Here is a 15,148-nt window from a genome sequence, read left to right as displayed (position 1 = left end):
AGCGGCGCCCGGACGAGGAAAGTGCTCATGACTGATCCGGTCTACCGTCGCGTCGTGATCAAGCTGTCCGGCGAATATCTCGCGGGACAGCAGGGCTTTGGCATCGACCAGCCGACCGTCGACCGGGTTGCCGACGATCTGATCGCCGCCCGCAAGCTCGGCACCGAGGTTGCGGTCGTGATCGGCGGCGGCAACATCGTGCGCGGCGTCGAGGTCTCCAGCCGCGGTGTGTCGCGCCCGACCGGCGATACCATGGGCATGCTGGCCACCATGATGAACTGCCTCGCGCTGGAGGCGGCGATCGAGCGCAAGGGCACGCCGGCGCGGACGTTGTCGGCCTTCGTCATGCCCGAGATTTCCGAGCTGTTCACCCGCACTGCGGCGCACAAATATCTCGCCGAAGGCCGCATCGTGCTGCTCGGCGGCGGAACCGGCAATCCGTTTTTCACCACCGATACGACCGCGGTGCTGCGCGCCGCGGAGATCGGCGCCCAGGCGGTGCTGAAGGCGACCAATGTCGACGGCGTCTACTCGGCCGATCCGAAGAAGGATCCCGCCGCCACGCGGTTTGACCGGCTGACCCATTCGCAGGCGATCGAGGGCGGCTACAAGGTGATGGATGCAACCGCCTTCGCGCTTGCCCGCGAGACGTCGCTGCCTATCATCGTATTCTCGATCGCGGAGCCGGGGTCGATCGGCGCGATTCTGCGCGGCGTCGGCCACGGGACCATCGTCGCCGGCTGAAGGCTCGTCTGACGCGCCCGAAAGGGAAGGCGCGGGAGCGGTCGCCGGGATTTTGAAGGAGAAACGTGATGCCCACGGGTAATTTCGACCTCAACGAAGTGAAGCGCCGCATGCAGGGCGCCGTCGCCTCGCTCAAGCACGAGCTCGGCGGCTTGCGGACGGGCCGCGCCTCCGCCTCGATGCTCGATCCGGTGCAGGTCGATGCCTATGGCGGTCACATGCCGCTGAACCAGCTCGCCACCGTCAGCGTGCCGGAGCCGCGCCTGATCTCGGTGCAGGTCTGGGACAAGTCGATGGTCAAGGCGGTGGAGAAGGCGATCGTCGATTCCAATCTCGGTCTGTCGCCCGCGACCGAAGGCCAGGTGCTGCGCCTGCGCATTCCCGAGCTGAACGAAGAGCGGCGCAAGGAATTGGTGAAGGTCGCGCACAAATATGCGGAAGCCGCCAAGGTCGCCGCGCGCCACGTCCGCCGCGACGGCCTCGACGTGCTCAAGAAGCTGGAGAAGAATCACGAGATGTCGGAGGACGACCAGAAGCGTCACGCCGACGAGGTGCAGAAGGCGACCGACGGCACCATCGCCGAGATCGATCAATTGCTGGCCGCCAAGGAAAAAGAAATCCTCACCGTTTAAGGCATCGCCTTCATGTCCAACGCCGCCGCGCCCGCAACGGAAGGACCTGACAGGTCCGAGGCGCCTGCGCATGTCGCCATCATCATGGATGGCAACGGGCGTTGGGCGGCCGCGCGCGGCCTGCCGCGTGCGGAAGGGCATCGCCGCGGCGTCGAGGCGCTGCGCCGCGTCGTGCGGGCCTCGCACGAGCTCGGCATCCGCTATCTCACCATCTTCTCGTTTTCGTCGGAGAACTGGTCGCGCCCGGCGAGCGAGATCGGCGATCTCTTCGGCCTGCTGCGCCGCTTCATCCGCAACGACCTGGCGAGCCTGCATCGCGACGGCGTCAAGGTTCGCATCATCGGCGAGCGCGAGGGGCTCGAGAGCGACATCTGCGCGCTGCTCAACGAGGCCGAGGAGCTGACACGCGACAATTCCCGTCTCACGCTCGTCGTCGCCTTCAACTACGGCTCGCGGCAGGAGATCGCCAAGGCGGCGCAAAAGCTCGCCCGCGAGGTCGCGGAAGGAAAGCGCGACCCTGCCACGATCGATGCCGAGACGCTCGGGGCGCATCTCGATGCGCCCGACATTCCGGATCCCGATCTCATCATCCGCACCAGCGGGGAGCAGCGTCTGTCGAATTTCCTGATGTGGCAGGCCGCCTATAGCGAGCTCGTGTTCGTGCCGATCCACTGGCCCGACTTCGACAAGGCGGCGCTCGAAGGCGCGATCGCCGAATTCGCCAGGCGCGAGCGCCGTTTCGGCGGCCTGGTCGCGAAAACCGCCTCGTGAGCGAACACGATTCCGCACCGGTGGGCGCCAGGCCCGCCCCGAGCAATCTGGTGATGCGAATCCTCGCAGCGCTGGTGCTGGCGCCGCTCGCCATTGCGATCGCTTATGCCGGCGGCTGGCTCTGGGCGCTGCTCGTGACCCTGGTCTCGATCGGGCTGTTCGCGGAATGGCTGACGGTGGTCGGCGCAGGCTCGGCCGCGCTGACCGGGGCGGGGACGGTCGTCATCGCCATGATGGGCGCCGCGGTCGCCTTTGGCGGGCTCAAGACCTCCGTCGTCGTCGGTCTCGTCGGCGGCGCGATCGTGACCCTGATCGCGCGCGGCAAGTTCGTCTGGGCCGCGACCGGTTTTGCCTACGCAGCGGCGGCGTTGCTGGCCTCGATCCTGCTGCGCAAGGACCTCGTCAACGGCTTCTCCGCGCTGATGTTCGTGCTGCTCGTGGTGTGGGCAACCGATATCGGCGGCTATTTCGCCGGCCGCAGCATCGGCGGGCCGAAGCTCTGGCCGCGCGTGAGCCCGAAGAAGACCTGGTCCGGCGCGCTCGGCGGCTTCGTGGCGAGCCTTGCGGTGGCCGGAGGTTTTGCCGCCTGCGGCATCGGCAAGGCGGTTCCGCTGCTCCTGGTCAGCGCCGTCCTGTCGGTGGTGTCGCAACTCGGCGATCTCTTCGAATCCGCCGTGAAGCGGCGCTTCGGTGTCAAGGATTCCAGTCACTTAATTCCCGGCCATGGCGGGCTAATGGACCGCCTGGACGGCTTTGTCGCCGCCATCCTGGCGGCATGGATTATCGGCTTTCTCCGCCATGGTGTGCATAGCGCCGGAAGCGGTCTTATGGTTTGGTGAGGATATGAGCGCGGTCCCATTGCGAAACAACAAGGCTGCGGCGTCATCCGTCCGCAGCGTCACGGTGCTCGGCGCCACCGGCTCGATCGGCGACAGCACGATGGATCTGCTGCGGGCCTCGCCCGAGCGCTACCGCGTCGAAGCGCTGACGGCGAACGGCAATGTCGCGGCGCTGGCGAAGCTCGCAAAGGAATTTTCCGCGCGTTATGTCGCGATCGCCGACGCCTCCAAATTCGCCGAGCTCAAGGCCGCCCTGGCGGGGACGAGCACGGAATGCGGGGCCGGCGAAAGCGCGGTGATCGAAGCCGGCGCCCGTCCGGCCGATTGGGTGATGGCGGCCGTGAGCGGCGCCGCCGGATTGAAGCCGGCACTGGCCGCGGTCGATCGCGGCGCGCATGTGGCGCTGGCCAACAAGGAATGCTTGGTTTGCGCCGGTGATTTCTTCATGCAGCGAGCCGCCAAGGCGGGCGCATGCATCCTGCCGGCCGATTCCGAGCACAATGCGCTGTTCCAGGCGCTGAGCTCCGGCAATCGCGACGAACTGGTCCGCGTCATTATCACGGCCTCGGGCGGCCCGTTCCGCACCTGGAAGCCGGCGGACATCGAGCAGGCGACCCTCGCGCAGGCCCTGAAGCATCCGAACTGGAGCATGGGCCAGAAGATCACGATCGATTCCGCCTCGATGATGAACAAGGGCCTCGAGGTGATCGAGGCGTCCTATCTGTTCGCGCTCGCGCCCGAGGAGATCGACGTTCTCGTTCATCCGCAGTCGATCATCCACGGCATGGTCGAGTTCTCCGACTGCTCGGTGGTGGCCCAGCTCGGCGCGCCCGACATGCGCACCCCGATCGCGCATTGCCTCGGCTGGCCGGACCGGATCAAGGGGCCGGCGGCCAAGCTGGACCTCGCCAAGATCGGTCAGCTGACCTTCGAGGCGCCCGATTTCGAGCGCTTCCCCGGCCTGCGCCTGGCGTTCGATTCGCTCAGGACCGGGAAGGGGGCGACCACGGTCTACAACGCGGCCAACGAGGTCGCGGTCGCCGCGTTCATCGCCGGCAAGATCCGGTTCGGCGCGATCGCCCGGCTGGTGGAGGCGACGCTGGACGACTGGATCCGCAGCGGGAACCAGGCACCGCTGACGTCCGCCGACGATGCAATCTCTGTTGACCATGTTGCGCGAAATAGAGCTGCCGCCCTATTGCCTCAAATTGCCTTAAAGGCATCCTAGTTGGTTCGGACCAGGGCCTTGCGGCGCTGGAAGAGGGAATTCGATGATCGATTTTTTCACCCATAGTTTCAATACGTTGAGCCATGGGGTCCTGGGCTACGCGGTTCCCTTCCTGTTCGTCCTGACGATCGTCGTGTTCTTCCACGAGCTCGGCCACTTTCTGGTCGCGCGCTGGGCAGGCGTGCGGGTGCTGACCTTCTCGCTCGGTTTCGGCCCCGAGCTGATCGGCTTCAACGACCGCCATGGCACCCGCTGGAAGGTGTCGGCGATCCCGCTCGGCGGCTACGTCAAGTTCTTCGGCGACGAGAGCGAGGCCTCGACCCCGTCCGCGCAGACGCTTGCATCCATGACGGCCGAGGAGCGCTCCGGCAGCTTCCACCACAAGAAGGTCGGCCCGCGCGCCGCCATCGTTGCGGCCGGCCCGATCGCCAATTTCATCCTGGGTGCGCTGATCTTCGCCGGCATGGCGCTGTATTACGGCAAGCCGAGCACGATCGCGCGCGTCGACGGCGTCGTTGCCGACGGCGCTGCGGCTGCGGCAGGTTTCAAGGTCGGGGACGTGGTCGTCCAGATCGACGGCAAGCCGATCGAGAGCTTTGCCGACATGCAGCGAATCGTTGCGATGAACGCGGGTTCGGCGCTTGCCTTCCAGGTGAAGCGGGACGGTACCATCGTCTCGCTGACGGCGACCCCGGCGCTGCTCGAGCGCAAGGATCCGTTCGGCAACAGCCACCGTCTCGGCGTGCTCGGGATCGAGCACAAGGCACAGGCCGGCGAGGCCTCGACCGCCCCCGTGGGCATCGGCGAGGCACTCAAGATCGGGGTCGAGCAGGTCTGGTTCATCATCACCAGCACCTTCAAGTTCCTGGGCTCGCTGTTCGTCGGGCAAGGCAATCCCAACGAGGTCAGCGGCGTCCTGGGAATCGCGAAGATGTCGGGGCAGGCGGCCAGCGCCGGGTTCCAGTTCGTGATCAACCTTTGCGCGGTGCTGTCGGTGTCGATCGGCCTGCTGAACCTGTTTCCGATCCCGCTGCTCGATGGCGGCCACCTTATGTTCTACGCGGCGGAAGTGCTCCGCGGCCGGCCGCTGTCCGAGCGGACCCAGGAGATGGGGTTCCGAATCGGGCTCGGCTTGGTGCTGATGCTGATGGTGTTTGCGACCTACAACGACATCCTGCGGATGGCGGCATCTTGATGGAGGCTTTTTTGTGGCGTTGCTGTTGAGCAACGTCTTGGAATGAAATTGAAATCTCGACGCTTTCGGCCGTTTGCGGCGTCGGCGAAATTGGCTACAAGCGGCCTCGACTTGGGGAATCTCCGGACCGGCGTTGGGGTTGGGTCTGGCACGGAATGATAAGGGCGCGTTGCGCGATGAAGTTTGGACTGCGACTCCGGGGGGGCTTGCTCGCAACCCTGATCATGTTCGGCGCGCCGGTGGTTGCCCCGGTCGGGGCTGTTTTTGTGTCTTCGTCTGCGCTCGCTCAGACCGTTCAGTCGATTTCCGTCCAGGGAAATCGCCGCGTCGAGGTGGAGACGATCCGCTCCTATTTCAAGCCGGGTCCGGGCGGTCGCCTGGATCAAGGCGCCATCGACGACGGCCTCAAGGCGCTGATCGAGACCGGCCTGTTCCAGGACGTCAGGATCAACCGCGGTCCCGGCGGTCAGCTCGTCGTTTCGGTGGTCGAAAACCCGGTGATCGGCCGGATCGCCTTCGAGGGCAACAAGAAGATCAAGGACGAGCAGCTCACCGTTGAGGTGCAGTCCAAGGCGCGCGGCACCTTCTCCCGCGCCATGGTGCAGTCCGACACGCTGCGAATCGCCGAGATCTATCGCCGGTCCGGCCGCTACGACGTGCGCGTCACGCCCGAGATCATCGAGCAGCCGAACAACCGCGTCGATCTCATCTTCACCGTCGAGGAGGGCGTCAAGACCGGCGTCAAGTCGATCGAGTTCGTCGGCAACAACGCGTTCTCGTCCTACCGCCTCCGGGACGTCATCAAGACGCGCGAGACGAACCTGCTGAGCTTCCTCGGCAGCGGTGACGTCTACGATCCCGACCGCGTCGAAGCCGACCGCGACCTGATCCGCCGCTTCTATCTCAAGAACGGCTACGCCGACGTCCAGGTGGTGGCTGCGCTGACCGAATACGACCCCGAGAAGAAGGGCTTCAACGTCACCTTCAAGATCGAGGAAGGCGCGCAATACCGCGTCAGCTCGGTCGACTTCCGCTCCAGCATCCCGAACTTCGATCCATCGTCGATGCGCGGCTATTCGCGCGTCCATGCCGGCTCGCTCTACAACGTCGAATCGGTCGAAAAATCGGTCGAGGAGATGCAGATCGAGGCCTCGCGCCGCGGTTACGCCTTCGCCGTGGTCCGTCCCGGCGGCGACCGCAACTTCGAGGCGCACACTGTCTCCGTCGTGTTCAACATCGACGAGGGCCCGCGCACTTATATCGAGCGCATCAACCTGCGCGGCAACACGCGCACGCGCGACTACGTCATTCGCCGCGAGTTCGACATCTCCGAGGGCGATGCCTACAACCGCGCTCTGGTCGATCGTGCCGAGCGGCGCCTGAAGAACCTCGATTACTTCAAGAGCGTGAAGATCACGACCGAGCCGGGCTCGTCGAGCGATCGCGTGATCCTGGTCGTCGACATGGAAGAGAAATCAACCGGCGACTTCTCGATCTCGGGCGGTTACTCCACCACCGACGGCGCTTTGGCCGAAGTCTCGGTCTCCGAGCGCAATCTGCTCGGCCGCGGCTTGTTCGCCAAGGCGGCGGTGACCTACGGCCAGTATGCCCGCGGCTACTCGCTGTCGTTCGTCGAACCCTATCTGCTCGACTACCGCGTCGCGCTCGGCCTCGACCTCTATCAGCGCCAGCAGCTCGCCAACAACTACATCTCCTACGGCACCAAGACGCTCGGCTTCTCGCCGCGCCTCGGCTTCTCGTTGCGTGAAGATCTGTCGCTGCAGCTGCGCTACTCGATCTACCAGCAGGAAATCACGCTGCCGAGCTACCTGGCGAATTGTAACAACAATCCGGCCAGCGGGGCGTTCAATCCAAGCCCGGCTTACGCAGCCGCCAACGGCATCGACCTGAGCTCGACCAATGGCCTCGGTTGCTACAACGACGGCGAAGCCTCGCTGCCGGTGCGCAGGGAGCTTGCCAACGGCAAGACCCTGACCTCGGCGCTGGGCTACACGCTCACCTACAACACCCTGGACAACAACAAGAACCCGACCGACGGTCTGCTCATCGACTTCCGGCAGGATTTCGCCGGCGTCGGCGGCGACGTGTCCTATCTGAAGACCACGGCGGACGGAAAGTACTATGCCCCGCTGGTGTCCGACATTGTCGGTCTCGTCCGTCTCCAGGGCGGCATTCTGACCAAGATGAACGACGATCTGCGGATGCTCGACCATTTCCAGATGGGTCCGAACCTGGTCCGCGGCTTTGCTCCCAACGGCATCGGCCCGCGTGACTTGAACCCGTTCGGTTCGCGCGACGCGCTCGGCGGCACCAAGTATTGGGGTGCTTCGCTCGAACTGCAGATGCCGTTCTGGTTCCTGCCGAAGGAAGTGGGTCTGAAGGGCGCGGTCTATGCCGATGCCGGCGGCCTCTACGACTATAAGGGACCGACGAGCTGGACCACGACCAACGAGGTCAACGCGCCGGGCTGCATCCCGTCGAGCATCAACCCGTCAACGACGGGGACCTGTACCGGCCTCGTCTATGACGACAGCAAGGTCATCCGCTCGTCGGTTGGTGTCGGCCTGATCTGGCAGTCGCCGTTCGGTCCGCTGCGCTTCGACTACGCCGTGCCGCTCAGCAAGGGCAAGTACGACCGTACGCAGGAATTCCGGTTCGGCGGCGGCACCACGTTCTAGTTCGATCAGCACGGCACGATCCGGATCAATGGAGCCGGTTTCCGAAGGGGATCGTGCCATTCCAAGAGTTGGGGCATGATGCGGCCTGACCGCTTCATGCCGAAGCCGGACCGCGACGGGGTGGAATGGCGCAGCCGATCTTCTTCACAAAGCCGCCTGCCTCAGGGCTGGCCGACATTGCCGCGCTGGCCAAGGCCGAGCTGGTCGATCCCGGCAGGGGCGGCCACGTCATCACCGGCCTTGCTTCGCTCGACGAAGCGGGCCCGATGCATCTGGCGTTCTTCGACAACCTCAAATATGCCGACGAGCTGAAGGCGACCAAGGCCGGCGCTTGCCTGGTCAGCCCGCGCTTCGAGGCCCAGGTGCCCGCCCATGTGGCCGTGCTGCGGGTGGCGCAGCCGTTCCGGGCCTTCGTCAGGATCGCGCGGGAATGGCACGGGGACGCGCTGAGGCCGCAATCCTGGGTCGGCAATGACGGTATCGCACCGTCGGCGATCATCGATCCCTCGGCCCGGCTCGAGGACGGCGTGATCGTCGACCCCCTGGCGGTGATCGGCCCGGATGTGGAGATCGGCAGCGGCACCGTGGTCGGCGTCGGGGCGGTGATCGGTCCCGGGGTCAAGATCGGCCGGGACTGCAACGTCGGCGCCCGGACCGCGATCCAGTGCGCCCTGATCGGCAACAACGTGCTGATCCATCCCGGCTGCTCGATCGGCCAGGACGGCTACGGCTTCATCTTCTTCGGCCCCGAGGGCCATCTGAAGGTGCCGCAGACCGGCCGGGTTCTGATCCAGAACGATGTCGAGGTCGGCGCCGGGACCACGATCGACCGTGGCAGCCTGCGTGACACCGTGATCGGCGAGGGGACCAAAATCGACAATCAGGTCCAGATCGGCCACAATGTGACCATTGGCCGGCACTGTCTGCTGGCGGCCCAGATCGGCCTCGCCGGCAGCCTGACCATCGGCGACAACGTGGCGCTTGGAGCAAAGGTTGGCATCAACAACCACCTCAAGATCGGAGATGGAGCCCAGGTCACCGCGATGAGCGGCGTCAAGGACGACATCCCGCCGGGCGGGCGCTGGGGTGGCTTCTTTGCCAAGCCGACCAAGCAATGGTTCAAGGAGATCATCGCGGTGGAGCGCCTGGTGCGCGACAGCAAGGCCGATGCGAAGGACGAGGGACGGGAATGACGGCGGAATCACCTGTGAAGTTCGAGCTGGTGGATATCAATGCCATCCTCCAGACCCTGCCGCACCGCTTTCCGATGCTGCTGATCGATCGCGTGATCAACATCCGCGCCGATTACAGCGGCATCGGCATCAAGAACGTCACTTTCAACGAGCCGGCCTTCCAGGGGCATTTCCCGGAGCGCCCGGTCTATCCCGGCGTCATGATGATCGAGGCGATGGCGCAGACCGCCGGCGTGATCGGCATCAAGTCGGTCGAAGGCACCGAGAAGCCGCGCGCGGTGTATTTTCTCACCATCGACAAGTGTAAGTTCCGCAAGCCGGTGCTGCCCGGTGACACCATCGAGTATCACATGCGCTCGCTCGGGCGCCGCAAGGCGATGTGGTGGTTTCACGGCGATGCCAAGGTCAATGGCGTCGTCGTCGCCGAGGCCGATGTCGGGGCCATGCTGACGGACTGAGCGGCTCCAGGCCCAGCGGATGGGGGCTCAGGCGCTGCAATCGTAGCGGCCGCCGGCGGCCTCGCGCCGGATGTGCCGGTTGAAGAACTGGCCCATGGACGGCGCGCCGAGCAGGCGGTCGACCGTCTCGGCGGCGACGCCGCAATAGCGCGCATAGGAGCCGCCGGTCGCGACGACGAGATCGTGCCGCGCGCGGTCGTAGCAGACACGCTGAAGCACGGTGCTGCGATTGATGTCGCGGCATTCGAATGTCGCGAGGTCGACCGGTCGGCGATCGCCGGTCTCGACCGTCTCGGATACGATCGGCGCGGCCGCGAGCTGTGCGAGCAGAAGTGCCAAGGCCCTGACCACGGTTGTTGAAGCTCCGCATGAACTCCGGGGCGGACCGGGACGGCCGCCTCATCCGATACTTGAAACACGGCGAGATGATACGTCACTGGACAGATCGGGCATAGACGCGGTAACCACCGGAAAACCGAATGACTTCAACACATAATCAGAACTTCCTGACGAGTAAGATTGCTTGATGAGCAGGATTGATCCCACCGCACGGGTCGCGGACGGCGCCGTGATCGGCGAGGGTACCGAGATCGGGCCCTATTGCATCATCGGCCCGAATGTCGTGATCGGCGCGAACTGCAAGCTGATCGGGCATGTGCATGTCACGGCGCAGACGAGTATCGGCGACGATTGCACCATCTATCCTTTTGCCTCGCTCGGCACGCCGCCGCAGTCGCTCAGCTACCGGGGCGAGCTGACGAAGCTCAAGATCGGATCGGGCTGCACCATCCGGGAATCCGTGACGATGAACGCCGGCACCGTCGCCGGCGGCGGCATCACCACGGTCGGCGATCGCGGCTACTTCATGAATTGCAGTCATGTCGGCCATGACTGCCACGTCGGAAACGACGTGATCTTCGCGACCTCGGCGACGCTCGGCGGGCACTGCGAGATCGGGGACTTCGTCTTCATCGGCGGGCTGTCCGCCGTGCACCAGTTCACCCGCATCGGGCCTCAGGTCATGGTCGGCGGCGTCTGTGGCGTGCGCGACGACATCATCCCGTTCGGCCTCGTCAACGGCCAATACGCGGTGCTGGAAGGCCTCAACCTGATCGGCATGAAGCGGCGCAAGTTCACCAAGCAGCGGCTGGCGATCGTGCGTGGATTCTACCAGAAACTCTTCCTCGGCCCCGGTACCTTCGCCGAGCGGTTGGAGGCATCCAGGCCGCTCGCGGGCGAGGATCCGGCGATCGCGGAAATCCTCGACTTCATCGGCAAGGGCAAACGCCCGCTCTGCCTTCCCGCCATCGCGAAGTGACCTTGGGATGGCCCCGGGCATGACATCGGCGGCTTCGCAGGTCTCATCGCCGGTCGGCATCGTCGCCGGCGGCGGCGCCATGCCGTTCGCGGTTGCCGACTCGCTCGCCGCCCGCGGCATCACGCCGGTGCTGTTTCCGCTTCGCGGGGCCTGCGATCCGGCCCGGGTCGAGAAATTCCGTCATCGCTGGATCTCGGTCGGCCAGCTCGGCCGTGCGATGCGGCTGTTTCGCGAGGAAGGCTGCCGCGACCTGATCTTCATCGGCACCCTGGTGCGCCCCTCGCTCGCGGAGATCCGGTTCGACGTCAAGACGCTGCGCCTGCTCGGCAACGTCATCCGCGCCTTTCGCGGCGGCGACGATCATCTCCTGTCCGGCGTCGGCCGCCTCCTCGAGCAGGACGGCTTTCGCATGGTCGGCATCAAGGACGTGGCCCCGGATCTCCTGATGCCGGAAGGTTGCATCAGTCGCGCCTGGCCGAACGACAACAGCAAGGCCGACATCGAGCGGGGCCGTGCGGTGCTGACCGCGCTCGGCCCGTTCGACATCGGCCAGGCGGCGGTGGTGATCGACGGCCATGTGGTGGCAGTCGAGGACATCGAGGGCACCGACGCTCTGCTCGCGCGCGTGGCGCGGCTGCGCGAGGAGGGACGCATTCGAGCGGCCGCCGGGCGCGGCGTGCTGGTGAAGGCGCCGAAGAGCGGCCAGGACCTGCGCTTCGACCTGCCGACGATCGGCCCACGCACGCTCGAAGGTGTTGCCGCCGCAGGGCTCGCCGGCATCGCCGTCATCGCCGGCAACACCATCGCCGCCGAGCCGCAGGCGATGATCGCGCTGGCCAACGCCAAATATCTCTTCGTCATCGGCCTGCCGGCGTGATGCAGTCGCGCGATCCCAAGCGCAGGATCTGCCTGATTGCCACCGAGGAATCCGGCGACCGGCTCGGCAGCGCCTTGATGAAGGTGCTGCGCCAGCGCCTCGGCGACGGCGTCGAATTCGTCGGCGTCGGCGGCCGCACCATGGCGCGCGAGGGGCTCGAATCGCTGTTTCCGATCGAGGAGCTGTCGATCGTCGGCTTCGCCGCGGTGGTGCAGCAATTGCCGAAGATCCTGCGGCTGATCCGTCAGACCGTGGATGCCGTGCTGGAAGCCGCGCCGGACGCGCTCGTCATCATCGACAGCCCCGATTTCACCCATCGCGTTGCCCGCCGCGTGCGCGCGAAGAATTCTACGATTCCGATCGTCGATTACGTCTCGCCGCAGCTCTGGGCATGGCGGCCGGGACGGGCGCGCACCATGCTCGGGTATGTCGACCATGTGCTGGGCCTGTTGCCGTTCGAGCCGGAGGAATACCGCAAGCTCGGCGGACCGCCATGCAGCTATGTCGGCCATCCCCTGATCGAGCAATTGTCCTCGCTTCGGCCGGACGCGGAGGAGCAGGCGCGCCGTAATGGCGAGCCGCCGGTGCTGCTGGTGCTGCCCGGCAGCCGCCGTAGCGAGGTCAGGCATCATCTCGGCGTGTTCGGCGCAACGATCGGCCGCCTGCAGGCGGAAGGCTGTGCCTTCGAGCTGATGCTGCCGACCATGCCGCATCTGGAAGCCACCATCCGCGAGGGCATCGCAAGCTGGCCGGTCAAGCCGAGCATCGTGATCGGCGAGAACGAGAAGCGCGCCGCCTTCCGCGTCGCGCATGCGGCGCTGGCCAAATCCGGCACGGTGACGCTGGAGCTCGCGCTGTCGGGCATTCCGATGGTGACGGCCTATCGCGTCGGCGCGGTCGAGGCCTTCATCCTGCGCCGCGCCATCCGCGTCTCCTCGGTGATCCTCGCCAATCTCGTGATCGGTAGGGATGTCATTCCGGAATATCTTCAGGAAGACTGCACGCCAGAGAAGCTGACGCCCGCGCTTCATGACGTGCTGACCGATTCCCCGCTGCGGCGGCAGCAGGTCGAGGCCTTTGCCCAGCTCGACCGGATTATGTCGACCGGCAACAAGTCACCGAGCGTGCTGGCGGCCGATGTCGTGCTGGCCACGATGCGCAGGGGCGGGAGATAGGTGACGATCTTGTAGGGTGGGCAAAGCGCAGCGTGCCCACCAAATGTCTCGTTCGGTCGAGGAGAGAGACGGTGGGCACGCTGCGCTTTGCCCACCCTACGACACCGCGAATGTTGCGCTAGTGTCGCTGGACTACGCCCCTACGCAAGGCCCGCATCGACCCGAAAACACTGGCCGGTGATGCGCTGGCTGTCGTCGGAGGCGAGGAACAGCGCCATGTTGGCGATGTCCTCGGGCGTGACCGCATCGGGAACGGCCTGGCGCGAGCGCATCTCGGCGATGACCTTCTCGTCCGGATACCATAGCCGGCGCTGCCGCTCGGTCACGACCATGCCGGGCGCGATCGCGTTGACGCGGATGCGGTTCGGGCCGACCGAACGGGCCAGCGAGTTGGTGAAGCCGACGATCGCCGCCTTGGCCCCGGCGTAGACCGGCAGCGCCGGGGCGCCGCGCATCCAGGCGATCGATGACATGTTGATGATCGAGCCGCCGCCGCGCGCCTGCATCTGCGGCACCACCGCCTGCGCCGCAAAGAAGACGTGCTTGAAATTGACGCCGATCATCCAGTCGAACTCGGCGGGCGTCACCTCCGCCAGCACCTGGCGCTGGTCGTTGGCGGCGTTGTTGACGAGCACGGCGGCATCGCCAAGGGATCGCCGCACCTCGGCCATGGCGGCGCGCAAGGCCTCGATGTCGAGGAGATCGCAGGGCAGGAACAGCGGCGCGGCGCCGGATGCGGCCGCGACCTCGGCGGCCAGCGCCTTGCCGGCTGCTGCATCGATATCGAGGAACGCGACCCGGGCGCGCTGGGCAGCGAAGGCGCGCACGAAGGCGGCACCGATGCCGCTGGCGCCGCCGGTGATCAGCACCACGCGGTCGGCGAGGCCGGCATAACTCGTCTTGGTCATACGATCAGTCGCTCCGTCTTGGGGTCGAACAGGCAAATGCGGCGGGTGTCGAGCGCGAAAGAAGCGGACGTGCCCGGCACGGGCCGGATATCGGGTGAGATGCGCGCCATCGCCGGTTCGCCGCCGAGCCGCAGCGACACCATCGTTTCGGCGCCGGTCGGCTCGACCATGTCCACGGGCGCCTCGACGAGGACGGGCGCATCGTTCGAAAACACGCGGCTGCCCTCGGCGATGCATTCCGGCCTGATGCCGAACACCACGTCGCGTCCGACAAAAGAAGCTGCGCTGTCATAGCCGCTCAGGCGGAGGCGGATCTGGTCCGGCCGGCCGGCGCCGATCACGACCACCAGCCCGTCATTTTCGGCTTCGAGCCGTGCCGGCAGCGTGTTCATCGGCGGCGAGCCCATGAAGCGCGCGACGAACAGATTGGCGGGATAGCGGTACACGGTATCGGGGTCGGCGAATTGCTGCACGCAGCCCTGATGCATCACGGCGATCCGCGTCGCCATCGTCATGGCCTCGATCTGGTCGTGGGTGACATAGACGATGGTGGCGCCGATGCGCTGGTGCAGCCGCTTGATCTCCATCCGCATCTCCACGCGCAGCTTGGCGTCGAGATTGGAGAGCGGCTCGTCGAACAGGAAGAGCAGGGGATCGCGGACCAGCGCGCGCCCCATCGCGACGCGCTGGCGCTGGCCGCCGGAGAGCTGCGACGGCTTGCGGCCGAGCAGCGTCTCGATCTGAAGCAGCTTTGCGACATTGGCGACCGCCGCATCCTGCTCGGCCTTGGGCACGTGACGGCATTCCATCCCGAACGTGATGTTCTGCCGCACCGTCATCGACGGATAGAGCGCGTAGGACTGGAACACCATGGCGATGTCGCGGTCCTTGGGCGGGACGTCGTTGACGACGCGGCCGCCGATCTCGATCGCTCCCGCGCTCGGGCTATCCAGCCCGGCGACGATGTTGAGCAGCGTGGACTTGCCGCAGCCGGACGGTCCGACCAGCACGGTGAATTCGCCGCTCTCGATATCGAGCGCGATGTCCTTCAGCACTTCCAGATTGGCGTAGCGCTTGGACAGGGCGCGAATGCTCAGTGCTGCCATGACGA

The 15,148-nt window shown here is 65.9% G+C and carries 15 protein-coding genes; 12 read left to right on the top strand and 3 right to left on the bottom strand.

The window, feature by feature from the left end:
- Positions 1–27 precede the first annotated feature (27 nt).
- From pyrH to fabZ, 9 genes are all read left to right on the top strand, one after another.
- Positions 28–744: a UMP kinase gene (pyrH, locus tag DCM80_RS29810; protein ID WP_028136110.1), complete on the top strand. Its 717-nt coding sequence runs from the start codon at positions 28–30 to the stop codon at positions 742–744.
- Between the two features lie 68 nt (positions 745–812).
- Positions 813–1,376 (top strand): ribosome recycling factor, encoded by a 564-nt coding sequence (gene frr / locus DCM80_RS29805; RefSeq protein ID WP_028136111.1) that lies wholly within the window; start codon positions 813–815, stop codon positions 1,374–1,376.
- A gap of 12 nt (positions 1,377–1,388) precedes the next feature.
- On the top strand, positions 1,389–2,147 hold the full coding sequence (locus DCM80_RS29800; RefSeq protein ID WP_126257374.1) for an isoprenyl transferase: 759 nt from the start codon (positions 1,389–1,391) through the stop codon (positions 2,145–2,147).
- Complete coding sequence (locus DCM80_RS29795) at positions 2,144–2,986, top strand: phosphatidate cytidylyltransferase (protein ID WP_257194949.1); 843 nt, start codon at positions 2,144–2,146, stop codon at positions 2,984–2,986. Before DCM80_RS29800 ends, DCM80_RS29795 begins: the two co-directional genes overlap by 4 nt.
- 4 nt (positions 2,987–2,990) lie before the next feature.
- Positions 2,991–4,214 (top strand): 1-deoxy-D-xylulose-5-phosphate reductoisomerase, encoded by a 1,224-nt coding sequence (gene dxr / locus DCM80_RS29790; RefSeq protein ID WP_028136114.1) that lies wholly within the window; start codon positions 2,991–2,993, stop codon positions 4,212–4,214.
- 43 nt (positions 4,215–4,257) lie between these two features.
- Positions 4,258–5,409 (top strand): RIP metalloprotease RseP, encoded by a 1,152-nt coding sequence (gene rseP / locus DCM80_RS29785; protein ID WP_028136115.1) that lies wholly within the window; start codon positions 4,258–4,260, stop codon positions 5,407–5,409.
- A gap of 176 nt (positions 5,410–5,585) precedes the next feature.
- Complete coding sequence (gene bamA, locus DCM80_RS29780) at positions 5,586–8,108, top strand: outer membrane protein assembly factor BamA (RefSeq protein WP_257194948.1); 2,523 nt, start codon at positions 5,586–5,588, stop codon at positions 8,106–8,108.
- Positions 8,109–8,233: 125 nt separating this feature from the next.
- Complete coding sequence (gene lpxD, locus DCM80_RS29775) at positions 8,234–9,301, top strand: UDP-3-O-(3-hydroxymyristoyl)glucosamine N-acyltransferase (protein WP_257194946.1); 1,068 nt, start codon at positions 8,234–8,236, stop codon at positions 9,299–9,301.
- Positions 9,298–9,759 carry a 3-hydroxyacyl-ACP dehydratase FabZ gene (gene fabZ / locus DCM80_RS29770; protein ID WP_028136118.1) on the top strand — a complete coding sequence of 154 codons (462 nt, stop codon included), beginning with the start codon at positions 9,298–9,300 and terminating at the stop codon, positions 9,757–9,759. The genes lpxD and fabZ overlap by 4 nt, the downstream gene beginning before the upstream one ends.
- Positions 9,760–9,786: 27 nt before the next feature.
- On the opposite strand, the gene DCM80_RS29765 is transcribed toward fabZ, so the two are convergent.
- Complete coding sequence (locus tag DCM80_RS29765; protein ID WP_257194944.1) at positions 9,787–10,110, bottom strand: KTSC domain-containing protein; 324 nt, start codon at positions 10,108–10,110, stop codon at positions 9,787–9,789.
- Between the two features lie 175 nt (positions 10,111–10,285).
- Between DCM80_RS29765 and lpxA the strand changes: the two genes are divergently transcribed.
- Genes lpxA through lpxB form a run of 3 tightly spaced genes read left to right on the top strand, consistent with a single transcriptional unit; the run spans position 10,286 to position 13,129 of the window.
- Positions 10,286–11,077: an acyl-ACP--UDP-N-acetylglucosamine O-acyltransferase gene (gene lpxA / locus DCM80_RS29760; protein WP_257194943.1), complete on the top strand. Its 792-nt coding sequence runs from the start codon at positions 10,286–10,288 to the stop codon at positions 11,075–11,077.
- Positions 11,078–11,096: 19 nt separating this feature from the next.
- The gene (locus DCM80_RS29755) at positions 11,097–11,954 is read left to right on the top strand and encodes an LpxI family protein (RefSeq protein WP_257179980.1); all 858 of its coding nucleotides are present in this window, start codon (positions 11,097–11,099) and stop codon (positions 11,952–11,954) included.
- On the top strand, positions 11,951–13,129 hold the full coding sequence (lpxB, locus tag DCM80_RS29750; RefSeq protein WP_257194942.1) for a lipid-A-disaccharide synthase: 1,179 nt from the start codon (positions 11,951–11,953) through the stop codon (positions 13,127–13,129). The genes DCM80_RS29755 and lpxB overlap by 4 nt, the downstream gene beginning before the upstream one ends.
- A gap of 140 nt (positions 13,130–13,269) precedes the next feature.
- Here the strand turns inward: lpxB and DCM80_RS29745 are convergent, their stop codons facing one another.
- Both DCM80_RS29745 and DCM80_RS29740 read right to left on the bottom strand, forming a co-directional pair.
- Positions 13,270–14,037 (bottom strand): SDR family NAD(P)-dependent oxidoreductase, encoded by a 768-nt coding sequence (locus DCM80_RS29745; RefSeq protein WP_257194941.1) that lies wholly within the window; start codon positions 14,035–14,037, stop codon positions 13,270–13,272.
- Positions 14,034–15,143 (bottom strand): ABC transporter ATP-binding protein, encoded by a 1,110-nt coding sequence (locus DCM80_RS29740; RefSeq protein ID WP_257194940.1) that lies wholly within the window; start codon positions 15,141–15,143, stop codon positions 14,034–14,036. Before DCM80_RS29740 ends, DCM80_RS29745 begins: the two co-directional genes overlap by 4 nt.
- Positions 15,144–15,148 lie beyond the last annotated feature (5 nt).

This window comes from Bradyrhizobium sp. WBOS08, assembly GCF_024585125.1.
Taxonomy (GTDB): Bacteria; Pseudomonadota; Alphaproteobacteria; order Rhizobiales; family Xanthobacteraceae; genus Bradyrhizobium; species Bradyrhizobium japonicum_B.
The sequence above is the reverse complement of the archived record's forward strand: the minus strand, read 5'-3'. Positions and strand labels throughout refer to the sequence as shown.

Excerpts from the sequence above, each read along its gene's own strand:
- pyrH (WP_028136110.1), top strand. The coding sequence starts at position 28 with ATGACTGATCCGGTCTACCGTCGCGTCGTGATCAAGCTGTCCGGCGAA.
- frr (WP_028136111.1), top strand. The coding sequence starts at position 813 with ATGCCCACGGGTAATTTCGACCTCAACGAAGTGAAGCGCCGCATGCAG.
- DCM80_RS29800 (WP_126257374.1), top strand. The coding sequence starts at position 1,389 with ATGTCCAACGCCGCCGCGCCCGCAACGGAAGGACCTGACAGGTCCGAG.
- dxr (WP_028136114.1), top strand. The coding sequence starts at position 2,991 with ATGAGCGCGGTCCCATTGCGAAACAACAAGGCTGCGGCGTCATCCGTC.
- rseP (WP_028136115.1), top strand. The coding sequence starts at position 4,258 with ATGATCGATTTTTTCACCCATAGTTTCAATACGTTGAGCCATGGGGTC.
- bamA (WP_257194948.1), top strand. The coding sequence starts at position 5,586 with ATGAAGTTTGGACTGCGACTCCGGGGGGGCTTGCTCGCAACCCTGATC.
- lpxD (WP_257194946.1), top strand. The coding sequence starts at position 8,234 with ATGGCGCAGCCGATCTTCTTCACAAAGCCGCCTGCCTCAGGGCTGGCC.
- fabZ (WP_028136118.1), top strand. The coding sequence starts at position 9,298 with ATGACGGCGGAATCACCTGTGAAGTTCGAGCTGGTGGATATCAATGCC.
- lpxA (WP_257194943.1), top strand. The coding sequence starts at position 10,286 with ATGAGCAGGATTGATCCCACCGCACGGGTCGCGGACGGCGCCGTGATC.
- DCM80_RS29755 (WP_257179980.1), top strand. The coding sequence starts at position 11,097 with ATGACATCGGCGGCTTCGCAGGTCTCATCGCCGGTCGGCATCGTCGCC.
- DCM80_RS29745 (WP_257194941.1), bottom strand. The coding sequence starts at position 14,037 with ATGACCAAGACGAGTTATGCCGGCCTCGCCGACCGCGTGGTGCTGATC.
- DCM80_RS29740 (WP_257194940.1), bottom strand. The coding sequence starts at position 15,143 with ATGGCAGCACTGAGCATTCGCGCCCTGTCCAAGCGCTACGCCAATCTG.